This is a genomic window from Microbacterium phyllosphaerae (assembly GCF_017876435.1).
Lineage (GTDB): Bacteria > Actinomycetota > Actinomycetes > Actinomycetales > Microbacteriaceae > Microbacterium > Microbacterium phyllosphaerae.
The window spans coordinates 1,768,311-1,782,738 of sequence record NZ_JAGIOA010000001.1 but is presented as its reverse complement, the minus strand read 5'-3'; the positions used below and the strand labels follow the sequence as shown (position 1 = coordinate 1,782,738).

Below are 14,428 nucleotides of genomic sequence, written 5' to 3'. Positions count from 1 at the left end.
ATCCGCTTCCGGGCGAACTCAGCTGAGCTCGCCGCCCTCCAGGAGCTCGGTGACGAGAGCAGCGATCGCGGAACGCTCCGACCGCATCAGCGTCACGTGGGCGAACAGCTCGTGGCCCTTGAGCGTCTCGATCACGCTGGCGATGCCGTCGTGACGGCCGACGCGCAGGTTGTCGCGCTGACCCACGTCGTGGGTGAGGATGACCCGGGAGTTCTGCCCCATACGGCTGAGCACGGTGAGCAGCACGTTGCGCTCGAGCGACTGCGCCTCATCGACGATCACGAACGCGTCGTGCAGCGAGCGTCCGCGGATGTGCGTGAGCGGCAGCACCTCGAGGATGCCTCGCTCGACGACCTCCTCCATGACGTTGCCCGAGACCACGGAGCCGAGGGTGTCGAAGACCGCCTGCCCCCAGGGCCCCATCTTCTCGCCCTGGTCGCCGGGAAGGTAGCCGAGCTCCTGACCGCCGACGGCGAACAGCGGGCGGAAGACGATGATCTTCTTCTGCTGCTGGCGTTCGAGCACCGCCTCGAGTCCGGCGCACAGCGCGAGCGCCGATTTGCCCGTGCCCGCTCGTCCGCCGAGAGAGACGATGCCCACATCGGGGTCTGTCAGCAGGTCGATCGCGATCCGCTGCTCTGCCGAACGGCCGTGCATGCCGAAGATGTCGCGATCGCCGCGCACGAGCTTGTACTCGCCGTCTCCCGTCATCCGTCCGAGGGCGGAACCGCGCTCCGAGTGGATGATGAGCCCCGTGTTGACCGGGAGCCCCCTGGCGTCCTCGCTGATGCCGACCTCGCTCTCATAGAGGTCGCTGATCTCGTCGCCCGAGAGGTCGAGGGTCGTGATGCCCGTCCAGCCGGAGTCGACCGCCTGCTCTGCCAGGTACTCCTCGGCACGGAGACCGAGAGATGCGGCCTTGACGCGCATCGGGAGGTCCTTCGAGACGATCGTGACATCCTGTCCGTCCTGCGCGAGGTGCATGGCCACCGAGAGGATGCGGGTGTCGTTGTCGCTGAGTCGGATGCCGGCCGGAAGCACGGATGCGTCGGTGTTGGCGAGCTCGACGCGAAGAGTGCCGCCCTCTCCGACCTCGACCGGGAAGTCGAGACGTCCGTGCTCGACGCGAAGATCGTCGAGGTGGCGCAGGGCCTGCCGGGCGAAGTAGCCGATCTCGGGGTCGTGGCGCTTGCCCTCGAGCTCGGTGATGACGACCACCGGAAGAACGACCGAGTGCTCGGCGAACCGGAAGAACGCCTGTGGATCGCTCAGCAGGACGGACGTGTCGAGCACGTAGGTCCGGAGATCCTGATCGGGATCAGCGGACGCTGCTCGCGTCGTCGTCTTACGGGTGGACTGCTGCGCGGTGCTTGCGGACTGCTGCGCTGTACGTGAGGTCACGACCCACTCCCGACCCGGGGAGAATCCCGGTTGTTCGAACGAGTCGACCAGGGGGTCACGAGTCGTCAACCTGAGGCCGACCCGACGGGCACCTTGCCCGATGACTAGAAGCTACGACCAGGTGCCGACATTGACGTGGCTCGACACGCCATCACTTCGTTACGTGTTGATTAACGGCTCGTGGCCATGCTGCCGCGAGAGTCGCCGGCTGTGCAGACCACGTCGGATCAGCGCCCGAAGCGCCGATCGCGGTCGGCGAAGTCGCGGATCGCTCGCAGGAAGTCGACCTGCCGGAGATCCGGACCGAGCGCCTCCACGAAGTAGAACTCGCTGTGCGCGCTCTGCCAGAGCAGGAAGTCGCTCAGCCGCTGTTCCCCACTCGTGCGGATCACGAGGTCGGGATCCGGCTGCCCACCGGTGTACAGGTGCTCACCGATCATCTCGGGCGTGAGGTGTGCGGCGAGATCCTCGATCGTTCCACCCGATGCCTGGTGCGCGGTCACGATGCTGCGCACCGCGTCGACGATCTCGTTGCGTCCGCCGTATCCGACCGCGAGGTTCACATGGAGTCCGGTGTGATCGCGCGTACGCTCCTGCGCGTCGTCGAGGACCCTGGCGAGTTCCGGGGGCAGGATGTCGGATCGCCCCACGTGCTTGACGCGCCAGTTCGGCTCCTGCGACAGGGCCTCGGCGAGCTCGGCGATGATCTCGATGAGATCGGCCAGCTCGGCCGAGTCGCGCTTGAGCAGATTGTCACTCGACAGCAGGTACAGAGACACGACGCGGATGCCGAGCTCATCACACCATCCGAGGAACTCCCGCATCTTGGCGGCACCGGCCCGATGCCCCTCGGCCGGAGTCGCGTACCCGAGCTGGCGCGCCCACCGCCTGTTGCCGTCGATCATCATCGCGACGTGGTGCGGCACGGACGCCGGATCGAGGTGGCGGCGGAGCCTGTTGGTGTAGAGACGGTACAGCGGCCCCCGCCCCTGACCTTCACGTGACATCACCTCCCTACGCTATCGTGCCCGGGCCCGGGCGACAGGGGGCTGACGCTCAGGATATGTACGCCGGGCGGCATGGCCCGCCGCCTAGAGTGAGGGCGTGAGCACACCCGACTCCACCGCACCCGACGTCCCCCAGCTCCCTCTCCTCGAGGAGGCGGCGCACGACGCGGCTGTCGAGATCAGACCCACCTGGCGGGGCTGGATCCACGCCGCGACCTTCCCGATCGCGATCATCGCCGGAGTCGTCCTCATCATCGTCGCGCAGGGCGGAGCGGCCAAGTGGGCCGCCGCCGTCTTCATGGCGACGTCGCTTCTGCTGTTCGGCAACTCGGCGCTCTACCACCGCTTCGACTGGAGCCCGAAGGTCAAGGTCGTCCTCAAGCGGATCGACCACGCGAACATCCTGCTACTCATCGCCGGCACGTACACGCCTCTGGCCGTGCTCGCACTGCCACCAGGCAAGGGAGCACTGCTCCTCGTACTGGTCTGGAGCGGCGCGCTGCTCGGCATCCTGTTCCGCGTCTTCTGGATCAACGCTCCGCGCTGGCTCTACGTCGCGCTGTACCTGGTGCTCGGCTGGGCGGCCGTGATGTACATGGCCGACCTGCTCGTCGCGAACGCGGCGATGATGGTCCTGGTGATCGTCGGCGGCCTGCTGTACACGGGCGGAGCCGTCGTCTATGCGATCAAGAAGCCCAACCCGTGGCCCGGGCACTTCGGCTTCCACGAGATCTTCCACGTGTGCACGGTGCTGGCATTCCTGTGCCACTGGACGGCGTGCCTGCTGATCGCTCTGGCACCCCTGTCACCGTCGCTCGGAGCCTGATCGGCTCAGCGTGTGATCAGCGCTTGTCCGGGTCGTCGTCGCCCTCGCGGACGACAGGCAGATCGGCGTCGGTCTCCGTCGCCTCGTCCGCGGCGCGGGCGGCCTCTTCCGCGGCGCGGGCGGCCTCTTCCGCGGCGCGGGCGGCCTCTTCCGCGTCGAGCTCTTCTCTGACCTCTTCGCGATAGCGGACACGACGGATCCGCCGGTTCATGTCGAGGATCAGCAGGATCACGGCGACGAGGATGATCACCACGGCGGCGAAGCCGACGAAGCCGGGCGTGACCAGCTGAGGGTCCACCGTCATCGTGGGAGTCGGCATCGGGGTCTCGGTCAGAGCAAGCACGGAGTCGGCCTTTCATGCGCAGGTCGCATAACCTGGAGTTACCAGCCTAACGACCGGAAGACCCACCCCGTGACAACCGCAGAACAGCTCGACGACCGCTACGGCCGCACCCGCAGACGACGGGGGCCCTGGATCGTCCTGATCGCGATCGCGGTGCTGATCGTCGGTGCCTTCGGCTGGATGACCGTGACCACGCAGATGAACGCGGTCGATGCCGACGATCTCGGTTTCGATCTGGTCGACGAGCACACCGTGAACGTGAGGTTCCAGATCACCGGAGTGCAGGGCAAGGACGTGGCGTGCATCGTCGAAGCCCTCGATGAGGAGTTCGGCGTGGTCGGATGGAAGGTCGTCGAGATCCCCGGCGGAGAGACGCATTCCCAGGCCCTGTCGGCGACCGTCCCCACGGTCTCGGCAGCGACCACAGGTTTGGTGAACAGCTGCTGGGTCGCCTAGACTCGTCGCAGCAAGACGACGCCCTGGCAACCTGCCGGGGCGTCTTGGCATATCCCCCGCGGATCGTCAGCGGGTACCTACCGAAGGAGCTTCGTCATGTCTACTGACGCTCAGGTTCCCTTCCTCACGCAGGAAGCATACGACCGGCTCGTCGCCGAGCTGGAACACCTGTCCACGACAGGACGCGACGAGATCGCCAAGCGCATCGAAGCGGCCCGCGAAGAGGGTGACCTCAAGGAGAACGGCGGCTACCACGCCGCCAAGGACGAGCAGGGCAAGCAGGAGGCCCGCATCCGCACCCTGGAAGGCCTTCTCAAGACGGCCAAGGTCGGCGAAGCCCCCGCGAGCCGCGGGATCGTCGAACCCGGCACCGTCGTCACCGCTGTGGTCGCCGGCGGCGAAGAGGTCTTCCTCCTCGGCAGCCGGGAGATCGCCTCCGGTGGCAGCGACCTCGATGTCTACAGCGAAGCCAGCCCGCTCGGCCAGGCGATCCTCGGTCTCAAGGTCGGCGAGAAGTCGTCGTACGAGGCCCCGAACGGTCGCTCCATCGCCGTCGAGATCGTCAACGTCGAGACCTACACCGGCTGAACCCGGTCCGGGCGATCGCGCCCGCCAGACGAAGAAGCCCCGTCCGGACGGACGGGGCTTCTTCGTCTGCTCATGCCGTCAATCCGGGACCACGATCGGGGCGAACCCGGCTCGGCGCAGAGTGTCGAGGGTGTGCTCGGAGTGCTCGGCACCGCGCGTCTCGACGCTGAGCTCGAGGAATACCTCGCTGATCTGCAGTCCGTGGCCGTGGCGGGTGTGCATCGCCTCGATCACGTTGGCGCCCGCCTCGGCGATGAGCTCGGACACACGCGCGAGCTGACCGGGGCGGTCGGGCAGCGGGATACGGATCGTGAGATATCTGCCGGAGGCTGCGAGGCCGTGCGAGACGACGCGCTGCAGCAGCAGCGGATCGATGTTCCCGCCGGAGACCACCGCCATCGTCGTGCCGCTCGCCTTCACCTTGCCCGCGAGGATCGCCGCGACTCCCACCGCGCCGGCGGGCTCCGCGATCACCTTGGACTGCTCGAGCAGCACGAGGATGGCGCGAGCCAGGTCGTCATCCGTGACCGTGACGACCTCGTCGACGAGGTCCTTGATGATCTCGAACGGGATGGCGCCCGGTCGCGCGACCAGGATGCCGTCGGCGATCGTCGGCTTCGTCTCGATGTCGACGGGATGGCCGGCTTCGAGGGACGGCGGCATCGCCGCGGCGTTCTCGGCCTGGACGCCGATGATGCGGACGGTGCGTCCGAGCTCTGCGGCCTTGGCCTTCACCGCCGCTGCGACGCCGGCGATGAGGCCTCCGCCACCGATCCCGATCACGATCGTGTCGACGTCCGGCGCGTCCTCGAGCAGCTCGAGACCGAGCGTGCCCTGACCGATGACGACATCACGGTGGTCGAACGGATGGATGATCACGGCTCCCGTGCGCTCGGCGAACTCGGCGGCCAACCGCAGCGAAGTGGCCACGGTCTCGCCCTCGAGCACGACCTCGGCGCCGTAGCTCCTCGTCGCCAGCAGCTTGGGCACCGGGATCCCCAGCGGCACGAAGATGGTCGCCGGGATGCCGAGGGCCTGCGCCGCGAGGGCGACGCCCTGGGCGTGGTTCCCGGCAGAGGCGGCGACCACGCCGCGCGCGCGTTCTTCGGTGCTCAGCTGCGAGAGGCGATACGCCGCGCCTCGGATCTTGAACGAGCCTGTGCGCTGCAGGTTCTCCATCTTGAGCAGCACCGGTGCGCCGAGGATGTCGGACAGGGCCCGAGACGGAAGGGTCGGCGTGTGCGTGATCACCTCAGCCAGACTCTGAGCAGCGCTCTCGAATTCGGTCAGGCTGGGGACTGCGCTCATCGATTCCTCCGTGTCCGCTCGCGCGGAACTGTACTCCAGATAAGGTCTGCGTCGGGTTGATCGCCGGTGCGCCAGGAGCCGGTGCTGACGGTGACCGCCGCGACGTTCACGAATGCCGCGAGCGGCACGGCGAACAGCGCACCCGGGATCCCGCCGACCATCGAGCCGCCGGCGACGACGAGGACGACGGCGAGCGGATGCACCTTCACGGCCGAGCCCATCAGGATCGGCTGCAGGATGTGGCCCTCGAGCTGCTGCACACCGAGCACCACCGCCAGCATCGCGAGCGCGATCCAGGGGCCGTTGTAGACGAGGGCGAGCAGCACCGCGATCGCACCGGTGACGACGGCACCGACGATCGGGATGAAAGAGCCGAGGAACACGAGCACCGCGACGGGGATGGCCAACGGGACGCCGAGCAGGGCGGCGCCGACTCCGATGCCGACGGCGTCGATCGCCGCGACGAGCAGCTGTGTGCGGGCGTAGTTGACGATGGTGGCGAAGCCGTTGCTGGCGGCCGCGTCAGCGGCAGGGCGAGCGGCCCGCGGGAAGAGACGCAGGGTCCACTTCCAGATGCCCCGGCCGTCGGCCAACAGGCAGATGAGGATGAAGAGCGAGAGCACTGCCCCCGTCACCACGTGCGCGGCGGTGGTGCCGACCGCGAGGGCGCCGTTCAGCAGCGCCTGCGTCTGCTCGTTGATGATCTGGAGGCCCTGGTCGATGTAACCCTGGATCTGCGACTCGCTGAGGTGCAGCGGTCCGTCGAGGAGGAACGTGCGGAACTCCGCGATGGCCTGAGAGCTTCGCTCCTGCACATCGGGCAGCTGTGCGCGGACCTGCCAGATCACGAGCCACATGAGCAGGGAGACGATCGCGAGCGTGCCGATGATCGAGAGGGCGACGGCCAGCCATCGCGGGAACCGATGCCGCAGCATCCATTGGAAGCCCGGCCAGAGCAGTGCGGTGATGAGGATGCCGACCATCAGCGGGATCACGAGCAGCTTGAGTTCGATGACGAGCCAGATGAAGCCGGCCACGACCGCGGCGATCAGCAGCACGCGCCAGGCGTAGGCCGCGGTGACACGCAACCCGACGGGCACTGCCTGGTCGGCCTCCGTGGTCACGGTGCGATCCGTCACCTCCGGGCGCGGACGGAAGAGATCCCTCAGCCTCGGACGCTGCTCTTCGCTCATCGCCCAAGTCTACGGCGCTGCCGTCGGACGCCATGACGGCGGGCGTCGATGTCCGTCACCGGCGATACGCTGACGACGTGACCGACACCCTCAGCTCCGCCCAGGCGCGTCGAATCGCGCTGGCCGCACAGGGCTTCACTCGCGCCCGCCCGAGCTCCGTGACCGCACGGCACGTGCATCGTGTGATGGACAGGCTCGGTGTGCTGCAGATCGACTCGGTCAACGTGTTCGCCCGCTCGCACTACCTGCCGCTGTTCTCCCGCCTGGGGTCATACGATCCCGCGCTGCTCGATCGGGTCTTCCACTCGCGCACGACCCATTACGTCGAGTACATGGCTCACGAGGCGACGTTCATACCGATCGAGGACTGGCCCCTCTGGCGGTTCCGTATGGACGACTTCCGTGCCCGGTGGGCGGGGCCGGACTCCTGGATGAGCAGCAACGCCCGCACGCTGCGGTGGGTGAAGGACGAGCTTCGGGAACGCGGACCGCTGCGCCCCGCGGACCTCCGAGCCGATGCTCCGCGGGAACGCGGCACCTGGTGGGACTGGGATGACGTGAAGCTCGCGCTCGAGCACCTGTGGCGCACCGGCGACGTGGCCATCAGCGGCCGCAAGGGGTTCGAGCGCAGCTACGCCCTCGCCGAGCAGGTCATCCCGGAGGCCGTGCTCTCGCAGCAGGTCCCCCGCGATGAGGCGATCCGTGAGCTCACTCGCCGTGCCGCACGGTCTTCCGGCGTCGCGACGCAGTCCGACCTCGCCGACTACCATCGCATCCGCGACCGCGCGGCGGTGTCGCAGTCCATCTCAGACCTCGTCGATACCGGCGAACTCCTCCCGGTCGCCGTGCAAGGGTGGGAACGCGGCGGTCGCCCGCTCCCCGTGTGGCGTCACCGCGAGGCCGTGCTCCCCCGCAGGGTCGACGCGGCTGCGCTGCTCACTCCCTTCGACCCGGTCGTCTGGTTCCGCGACAGGGCGCTGCGCGCGTTCGATCTCGACTACCGCATCGAGATCTACGTCCCCGCCGAGAAGCGGCGATACGGCTACTACTCGCTTCCGGTGCTCGTCGGTGATCGGATCGTCGCGCGGGTCGACCTGAAGGCGGACCGATCGACCTCGACGCTGCAGGTGCAGTCGGCCTGGTGGGAGCCTCAGGCCCGGCCCTTCGACGACGTCGAGCGGATCGCACAGGAGCTGGTGCTCGCGGCTTCCTGGCAAGGGCTCGAGCATGTGTCGGTGTCGGGCTGGGGCACGGCATCCGACGAGCTCCACTCCGCGCTCTCGGGACTCGCGGGCGCGTCGGTGAGCCGCCACGTCCACGCCCGAGAGCCCGTCGCATGAATCGGCGCCTCGGGTGGTCGATCGCCGTGACCGCGGCGATCCTTGTCGTACTCGCGGTGGCGACCTGGCTGTGGCTGTCCGCGAGCGCGACGGCTCCCACCGAGACGGACCCTCGGCCCGACGCCACGCAGTCCCCGACGCCGCTGGCGACGACGGAGGTGCGAGACCGCGCGCAGCAGCAGCTCGACGAGCACCTCGAGGACTGCACGGTCGATGCGGACGCCGTTCCCGAAGGCTGCGGCATCCGGATCCCCTGGGGTACGGAGTTCGCCGCGGTCGACGGCATCCGCTTCCGGATCGACCGTCTGCCTGTGCTCGAGATCACCGATGACGGTTTCGTCGCCGACGGCGGCATCCTCATCGCGACGGTATCGGGCACGGGACAGGACGGAGCTGCGAGAACCGAGACCTACCGCACCGAGTCGTGGAGCCTTCGCGGTGATGTGACCGTCGACGGCACCGAGGTCGATGTCGACGTGTGGTGACCTTCTCGTCGGCCGAGTGCACACAAGAAGAAGGCCCGATGCGCTGCTGCGCATCGGGCCTTCTCACGTCAGAACTGCACGCGTGGTGGTTCTGAGATCGCACCGCTGTCTGCGACCTCGAAGAACTCGCGCTCGGTGAATCCGAGGCCCTTGGCGAAGAGATTGTTCGGGAAGACCTTGATCTTGGTGTTCAGCTCACGGACGCCGCCGTTGTAGAACCGTCGCGCCGCCTGGATCTTGTCTTCGGTGTCGACGAGAGCCTGCTGCACCTGCAGGAAGTTCTGGCTCGCCTGCAGCTGCGGATACGCCTCCGCCACCGCGAAGAGGCTGCGAAGTGCCTGCTGCAGGTGTCCCTCTGCGATTCCCGCCTCACCGGGGCCACCGGCCGACAGCGTCTCCGCACGCGCGCGGGTGACGTTCTCGAAGACCGCCTTCTCATGCGAGGCGTACCCCTTCACCGTCTCGATGAGATTCGGTATCAGGTCCGCTCGACGCTTCAGCTGCACGGTGATGCCGCTCCACGCCTCGTCGACGCGCACGTTCAGCTGCACCAGCGAGTTGTAGGTCGCCCAGAGGTAGATTCCGATGAGCAGAATCACACCGACGACGATCAGTACCGGCACGAGCCATTCCATCAGAGGCCCACCCTTCCTCGTGTTTGTCTCATCCTATCGGCGCAGTCTGCGCGTCGACTGGGTGCGACGCCCTCGCGACGGTCGGCGATCGGGATCACTCTCCGAGGACTCGGTCGAGGTATCGGTTCGTGAACCGACGATCGGGGTCGAGCCGGTCGCGGAGAGCGACGAAATCGTCGAAGCGCGGGTAACTCTCGCGAAGCCGGTCGGCGCCGAGCGTGTGCAGCTTGCCCCAGTGCGGGCGGCCACCGTGCTCGAGCATGATCTGCTCCACGGCCTCGAAATACGCCGTCGGATCCGCGCGCCAGTAGCGGTGGACCGCGATGTACCCACTGGCTCGTCCGTATGCCGTCGACAGCCACCTGTCGTCCTCCGCGGCGAACCTCACCTCGATGGGGAACTCGATGCGCCAGCCGCGTCGCTCGATCAGCGCCCGCACGGCACGGAAGGCCGGGACGACGTTCTCGGCGGGGAGCGCGTACTCCATCTCTCGGAACCGAACCGTGCGGCTCTGCGTCAGCACGCGATGCGACAGGTCCGTGTACTGCCGATCACCCGTCAGCTTCACCGCGAGCCTGTTGAACGGCGGCGTGATCACGGGGGCGATCTGTCCGGCGGCGCACACCGCGCGATAGACCCCGTTCGAGAGCAGCGTCTCGTCGATCCATCGGCCCACCGTCGGCAGCGGCTGACGTCTCGTGGACTCCGGAACGCGCGTCTGTCTTTTCGTCAGCGCGACGTCGGTGTGCGGGAACCAGTAGAACTCGAAGTGATCTGACGCGGCGACACGGTGCGCCAGCGTCGCCAGCACGTCGTCGAGCGGAGCGGGCTCATCGATCGCCTTCAGGATGAAAGCCGGAACACACTGCAGCGTGACCTCGACGAGGATCCCGAGAGCACCCAGACCGAGCGCCACAGCCGGCAGCAGGTCGGTGTTCTGCTCGGCGTCCACGCGGAGGAACTCGCCGGTGGCGGTCACCAGGGTGGCACCCACCACCTGAGCGGCGAGGCCCCCGAACGACGCTCCCGTCCCGTGGGTTCCGGTCGAGATCGCGCCGGAGATCGACTGCCGATCGATGTCGCCCAGGTTCTCCATCGCGAGACCGTACGGAGCGAGGAGTCCCGGGATGCGGTGCAGCCGAGTGCCCGCGAGGAGAGTGACCTGCCCGGTGGCCTCGTCAGCCGAGACCAGCCCCTGCATGTCATCGAGTTCGAGCAGCACCCCCGGCGCCACGGCGATGCCGGTGAAGCTGTGCCCTGCACCGACCGCCTTGATCGTGAGCCGCTGCGCGACCGCCGCCTTCACGGCGCGCTGCACCCCCTCGGGTGTGCGTGGTCGCTCGACCCGGAGTGGCTTGACCTGCGCCGATCGCCCCCAGTTCTGCCAGGTGCCACCGATTCTCGTCACAGGAACGCCTTGCCTTCGCCGCGATAGGTCGGCAGCTCGTCGATGATCTCGTCACCGGAGACCAGGTGATACCGTTCGATCCGCTCGGCGGGCTCGCCGCTCTTCGCGTGGCGGAACCAGACGCGATCACCGACGCCCAGTCGTTCCGCCGACCGGCCCTGCAACGGCGTCTGCACCTCACCCGCGGCCTCACGGGAAAGCGTGCGCAACCCCTCCGGCCAGACGGGAAGCGGCTGACGCGAGCCGACCGCGGGACCGGAAGCGATCCACCCGCCGCCGAGCACCGTGGCGATGTCCGCTGCAGGCCGCCGCACCACGTCGAACGCGAAGGCCGACGCCGGAGCCGGCCGGAACGAGCGATACCCGTCGAAGAGATGCCCTCCGAGCAGCCCGCTGCCTGCGCTCGCCTCCGTCAACGACTCGTCACTGCCGGTGAACTCGAGAGACCCCGTGCCACCGCCGTTGAGGAACTCCAGCGGAGCGATCCCGGACAACGCGGCGACGATCGCCGCCCTGCGCTCACGGAGCTCGGCGCGCGACCGTGCCTGCATGAGCCGGATGACCGGCGCATCCGGTCCGGCGTTGTCTCCCTGTCCTGCGATCTGTGCCTCATACATCTGGAGGCCGACGAGCGAGAACCCTGGACGACGCACGATCTTCCGCGCGAAGGCGGCGACCTCGCCCGCGGTGAACAGCGCCGACCGTCGCACTCCGATGTGCCCGAGTGCGGCGGAGCGAAGCGACGCATCGGCGTCGATCGCCACGCGGACGTCCGGTCGACTCCCAGCCGGTGCGACGCTGTCGATGATGTCGAGGTGTGCGGGGTCGTCGACCATCAGCGTGATCCTGCGCGCGGCATCCTCCGAGGCGAAGAGCTGCGCGAGCCCGGCTCTGTCGACGGTCGGATATCCGAGGACGATGTCGTCATGCGTCTCGGCGAGCCACAGCGCCTCGGCGAGGGTGAAGGCGAGGATCCCGCGGTACCCCGGCAGCTGCAGCACCGCGTCGAGCACCGACCGCACGCGAACCGACTTCGAGGCGACGCGGATCGGCAACCCGCCCGCGCGCACGAGCAGATCCATCGCGTTGTGCCGCAGCGCCTCGCGATCGATCACCGCCACAGGAGCAGGCAGGTGGCCGGTCGCGGCGGACAGCCGCGGCCAATATCGTGACGGGTCCTGCCACTCGGGGGAGACGGTGGAGCGTCTCTTCTCGGGGCTCAGATCGGCGGTGAGGTCGAGCACTCCCCCACCTTATGGCTTGCGCGTACTCAGATTCACTCTTTGCGGGATCGAGTCGCAGGGGCCGCTCACGTGCCCACCTCGAATCCCCGCGCGACGTCCGCCCTGAATCCCAATACATTAGCTGGATATCGCGTCATGAACCGCGCAGATCCCCGTCTCTCTCACTGAAGCGGTCGCGAGACCGCCTCACCGGCCGTGTCAGGCCGGTTGCCGGGGGGTAGCGATGCTGTCTCAGCAGCATCAAGAGAGAGACGGGCGCTGAGAAGCCCGTCTCTCTCGTCACGTCGGGGAGAATCCTGGAATCACAAGAACTTGGACGGTCTGCGTCATGAACCGAGTGCGCACGGGTCTTGCATGATGGACCGTTCCGGAGCGGTCCCCAGCACCTGCCGTCGACCCGCCTCCCCGTGGTCGTGTGCCGTTCAGATCGGGTGCTGAGGTGTCGGGTGCCCCCTACGGGCGCCCGACACCGACTCCCGCGTGTACTCTGAGCGCACGGTCAGCGCTGAACGCCCCCGTAGCCCAATGGCAGAGGCAGGCGACTTAAAATCGCTTCAGTCTGGGTTCGAGTCCCAGCGGGGGCACCAGCGGCACCGTCATTCGCGTGATCCGTCGGCGCGCATCGCGGCAGACCGCGAGCCACGGGCGTCGCGCACCCGGCGCAGGATCAGGACCGCGAGTGCGACGGCGATCGCGGTGTACACCGCGTAGTCGAGGTATCCGAGGACATGCTCGAGCTGCTCGTGCTGAGTGCCGAGAGCTGCCCCGACCCCGATGAGCAGTGAGTTCCACAGGCCGCTGCCCACGATCGTGTACGCACTGAAGCGGAGCAGATTCATGCGCGTCGCGCCGGCCGGGATCGAGATCAGGCTGCGCACCCCGGGAACCAGTCGGCCGACGAGGATGGTCCACGCTCCGCTGCGCTCGAACCAGCGCACGCCACGCTTGAGGTCGGCGCGGCTCACCAGCTTGGTTGCCGAGAGCAGCCGCACCGCTCGATCCACCCCGATGGCGGACCCGAGCCAGTAGAGCAGGAGCGCACCGATCCACGACGCGAGGGTGCTCCAGACGATCAACCAGCCGAGGGTGAGGTCGCCGCTCTGGCTCAGATAGCCCGCGAACGGGAGGATCACCTCGCTGGGGATCGGCGGGACCAGCACCTCGACGAAGACGAGCACGCCGACTCCGATGTCGCCGAGCCCGGTGAGGACGTCGGCGGCGAAGCCTGTGAGCCCCGAGAAGCCGTGGTCGGAGGCCGAGGCGTCGACAGCCGCCGAACTGAGAGGCGTCATCGGCCGAACAGATCGCCGATTCCGGGGATGCCGAGGTCGCCGAGGCGCTGCCCCCACTCGCTCGCCGTGTCACCGAGACCCGACACCGTCTCGCCCGCCGACCCGAGGACCCCCTCGGCCGCGCCCGCGAGCTCCTCCCCTCCGAGCCCGCTCGCGATCGCTTCGACGTCGATGCCCTGCGCCAATGCGTCGAAGTCCACTCCGAGACCGGCCGCCTGCTCGAGAAGGGGAGCTGCGACCGCGCTGCCGACCGCTCCGATCGCGACGACGCCCAACGCTCCCGCCGCGGCTCCTCCGACAGCGCCGGCCGCACCGAATCCGCGCACGCGCGAGAGCAGCCCCCGCATGCGACCGGGCCGCGATGCCTCGGAGCGCCCTGCAGCGCGAGCCAGATCGTCGGGAGACGAGGATGCCGGTCGCTCCCCCGGCGCGAGTTCCGCCGTCATCCGCTCCTGCACCTGCACTCGTTGCGCGGGCGTGAGCCGGGCGAACGCCTCCCGGTGGATCTGCTCGACTCGATGGGGGTCGGCCGTCTCGAGCAGATAGTCGTACCGCGCGATGGCCGCGCGATCGGCATCAGACCCCGCCCTCGTGCCCCCGGCTCCGGGGCGATCGGCGTACGCGCGTCCGGCGGCCGGCGGCGCGTAGGGATCACGACTCGCGTGGTGCGCGGGCGGCGGCGCGTATCGATCGCGCTCGGAGGGACGCCGACCCGGCACCTGCGGCGTTGCGCCTGCCTGCGAGCCGGACCGGTCGTTGCGGGATCCGCTCTCGTCGAGATCGAGAGCGCGAGCGGCCATCCCGAGCAGTCGGTTGAGTTTTCCCATGGTGTCGATTCCTTCGTGGAGTGTGGACGGCCACGGGACTCGACAGTGGTGCGAAGAGGGTCCTCGGCCGTCCGC

Annotated in this window: 15 protein-coding genes and 1 tRNA gene; 6 read left to right on the top strand and 10 right to left on the bottom strand. The window is 68.3% G+C overall.

Annotated elements, in window-relative coordinates; all coding sequences use genetic code 11:
* Positions 1–18: 18 nt before the first annotated feature.
* Together phoH2 and JOF42_RS08240 are read right to left on the bottom strand one after the other, a co-directional pair.
* Entirely contained in the window at positions 19–1,401 is a 1,383-nt protein-coding gene (phoH2, locus tag JOF42_RS08245) for an RNA 5'-3' helicase PhoH2 (protein ID WP_210097424.1), read from the bottom strand.
* A gap of 227 nt (positions 1,402–1,628) precedes the next feature.
* Entirely contained in the window at positions 1,629–2,408 is a 780-nt protein-coding gene (locus JOF42_RS08240; RefSeq protein ID WP_210099129.1) for an isoprenyl transferase, read from the bottom strand.
* 97 nt (positions 2,409–2,505) lie between these two features.
* Here JOF42_RS08240 and trhA point away from each other — a divergent pair, with 97 nt between their 5' ends.
* Positions 2,506–3,234: a PAQR family membrane homeostasis protein TrhA gene (gene trhA / locus JOF42_RS08235; RefSeq protein ID WP_210097423.1), complete on the top strand. Its 729-nt coding sequence runs from the start codon at positions 2,506–2,508 to the stop codon at positions 3,232–3,234.
* A 16-nt stretch (positions 3,235–3,250) separates the two neighbouring features.
* Here trhA and JOF42_RS08230 read toward each other — a convergent pair whose 3' ends face one another.
* Positions 3,251–3,577 (bottom strand): hypothetical protein, encoded by a 327-nt coding sequence (locus tag JOF42_RS08230; protein WP_210097422.1) that lies wholly within the window; start codon positions 3,575–3,577, stop codon positions 3,251–3,253.
* Positions 3,578–3,646: 69 nt separating this feature from the next.
* Here JOF42_RS08230 and JOF42_RS18080 point away from each other — a divergent pair, with 69 nt between their 5' ends.
* Together JOF42_RS18080 and greA are read left to right on the top strand one after the other, a co-directional pair.
* Positions 3,647–4,033, top strand: a complete 387-nt coding sequence (locus tag JOF42_RS18080) for a DUF4307 domain-containing protein (protein WP_210097421.1) — start codon at positions 3,647–3,649, stop codon at positions 4,031–4,033.
* 96 nt (positions 4,034–4,129) lie between these two features.
* Positions 4,130–4,621 (top strand): transcription elongation factor GreA, encoded by a 492-nt coding sequence (gene greA, locus JOF42_RS08220; RefSeq protein ID WP_210097420.1) that lies wholly within the window; start codon positions 4,130–4,132, stop codon positions 4,619–4,621.
* Between the two features lie 78 nt (positions 4,622–4,699).
* On the opposite strand, the gene ilvA is transcribed toward greA, so the two are convergent.
* Positions 4,700–5,929 (bottom strand): threonine ammonia-lyase, encoded by a 1,230-nt coding sequence (gene ilvA / locus JOF42_RS08215; RefSeq protein ID WP_210097419.1) that lies wholly within the window; start codon positions 5,927–5,929, stop codon positions 4,700–4,702.
* On the bottom strand, positions 5,926–7,122 hold the full coding sequence (locus JOF42_RS08210) for an AI-2E family transporter (protein ID WP_210097418.1): 1,197 nt from the start codon (positions 7,120–7,122) through the stop codon (positions 5,926–5,928). Before JOF42_RS08210 ends, ilvA begins: the two co-directional genes overlap by 4 nt.
* Positions 7,123–7,199: 77 nt before the next feature.
* Here JOF42_RS08210 and JOF42_RS08205 point away from each other — a divergent pair, with 77 nt between their 5' ends.
* Together JOF42_RS08205 and JOF42_RS08200 are read left to right on the top strand one after the other, a co-directional pair.
* Positions 7,200–8,462, top strand: a complete 1,263-nt coding sequence (locus JOF42_RS08205) for a winged helix-turn-helix domain-containing protein (protein ID WP_210097417.1) — start codon at positions 7,200–7,202, stop codon at positions 8,460–8,462.
* Positions 8,459–8,947 carry a hypothetical protein gene (locus tag JOF42_RS08200; protein ID WP_210097416.1) on the top strand — a complete coding sequence of 163 codons (489 nt, stop codon included), beginning with the start codon at positions 8,459–8,461 and terminating at the stop codon, positions 8,945–8,947. Before JOF42_RS08205 ends, JOF42_RS08200 begins: the two co-directional genes overlap by 4 nt.
* Before the next feature lie 68 nt (positions 8,948–9,015).
* Here JOF42_RS08200 and JOF42_RS08195 read toward each other — a convergent pair whose 3' ends face one another.
* The 3 genes from JOF42_RS08195 to JOF42_RS08185 form a co-directional block, all read right to left on the bottom strand.
* Positions 9,016–9,582 (bottom strand): LemA family protein, encoded by a 567-nt coding sequence (locus JOF42_RS08195; RefSeq protein WP_056508667.1) that lies wholly within the window; start codon positions 9,580–9,582, stop codon positions 9,016–9,018.
* A 94-nt stretch (positions 9,583–9,676) separates the two neighbouring features.
* Positions 9,677–10,990, bottom strand: coding sequence for a D-arabinono-1,4-lactone oxidase (locus JOF42_RS08190; protein ID WP_210097415.1), 1,314 nt, complete (start codon positions 10,988–10,990; stop codon positions 9,677–9,679).
* Positions 10,987–12,234 (bottom strand): alanine racemase, encoded by a 1,248-nt coding sequence (locus JOF42_RS08185; RefSeq protein WP_210097414.1) that lies wholly within the window; start codon positions 12,232–12,234, stop codon positions 10,987–10,989. The genes JOF42_RS08190 and JOF42_RS08185 overlap by 4 nt, the downstream gene beginning before the upstream one ends.
* Before the next feature lie 511 nt (positions 12,235–12,745).
* Here JOF42_RS08185 and JOF42_RS08180 point away from each other — a divergent pair.
* Positions 12,746–12,821: transfer RNA gene (locus tag JOF42_RS08180), tRNA-Leu, on the top strand.
* A 9-nt stretch (positions 12,822–12,830) separates the two neighbouring features.
* Here the strand turns inward: JOF42_RS08180 and JOF42_RS08175 are convergent.
* Both JOF42_RS08175 and JOF42_RS08170 read right to left on the bottom strand, forming a co-directional pair.
* Complete coding sequence (locus tag JOF42_RS08175) at positions 12,831–13,526, bottom strand: DedA family protein (RefSeq protein ID WP_210097413.1); 696 nt, start codon at positions 13,524–13,526, stop codon at positions 12,831–12,833.
* Entirely contained in the window at positions 13,523–14,353 is an 831-nt protein-coding gene (locus JOF42_RS08170; protein ID WP_210097412.1) for a cation-transporting ATPase, read from the bottom strand. Before JOF42_RS08170 ends, JOF42_RS08175 begins: the two co-directional genes overlap by 4 nt.
* Positions 14,354–14,428 lie beyond the last annotated feature (75 nt).

Bases quoted from the DNA above. Each gene is read 5' to 3' on its own strand.
- JOF42_RS08170 (WP_210097412.1), bottom strand. From the start codon at position 14,353: ATGGGAAAACTCAACCGACTGCTCGGGATGGCCGCTCGCGCTCTCGAT.
- JOF42_RS08200 (WP_210097416.1), top strand. From the start codon at position 8,459: ATGAATCGGCGCCTCGGGTGGTCGATCGCCGTGACCGCGGCGATCCTT.
- JOF42_RS08175 (WP_210097413.1), bottom strand. From the start codon at position 13,526: ATGACGCCTCTCAGTTCGGCGGCTGTCGACGCCTCGGCCTCCGACCAC.
- JOF42_RS08195 (WP_056508667.1), bottom strand. From the start codon at position 9,582: ATGGAATGGCTCGTGCCGGTACTGATCGTCGTCGGTGTGATTCTGCTC.
- JOF42_RS08210 (WP_210097418.1), bottom strand. From the start codon at position 7,122: ATGAGCGAAGAGCAGCGTCCGAGGCTGAGGGATCTCTTCCGTCCGCGC.
- greA (WP_210097420.1), top strand. From the start codon at position 4,130: ATGTCTACTGACGCTCAGGTTCCCTTCCTCACGCAGGAAGCATACGAC.
- ilvA (WP_210097419.1), bottom strand. From the start codon at position 5,929: ATGAGCGCAGTCCCCAGCCTGACCGAATTCGAGAGCGCTGCTCAGAGT.
- JOF42_RS08240 (WP_210099129.1), bottom strand. From the start codon at position 2,408: ATGTCACGTGAAGGTCAGGGGCGGGGGCCGCTGTACCGTCTCTACACC.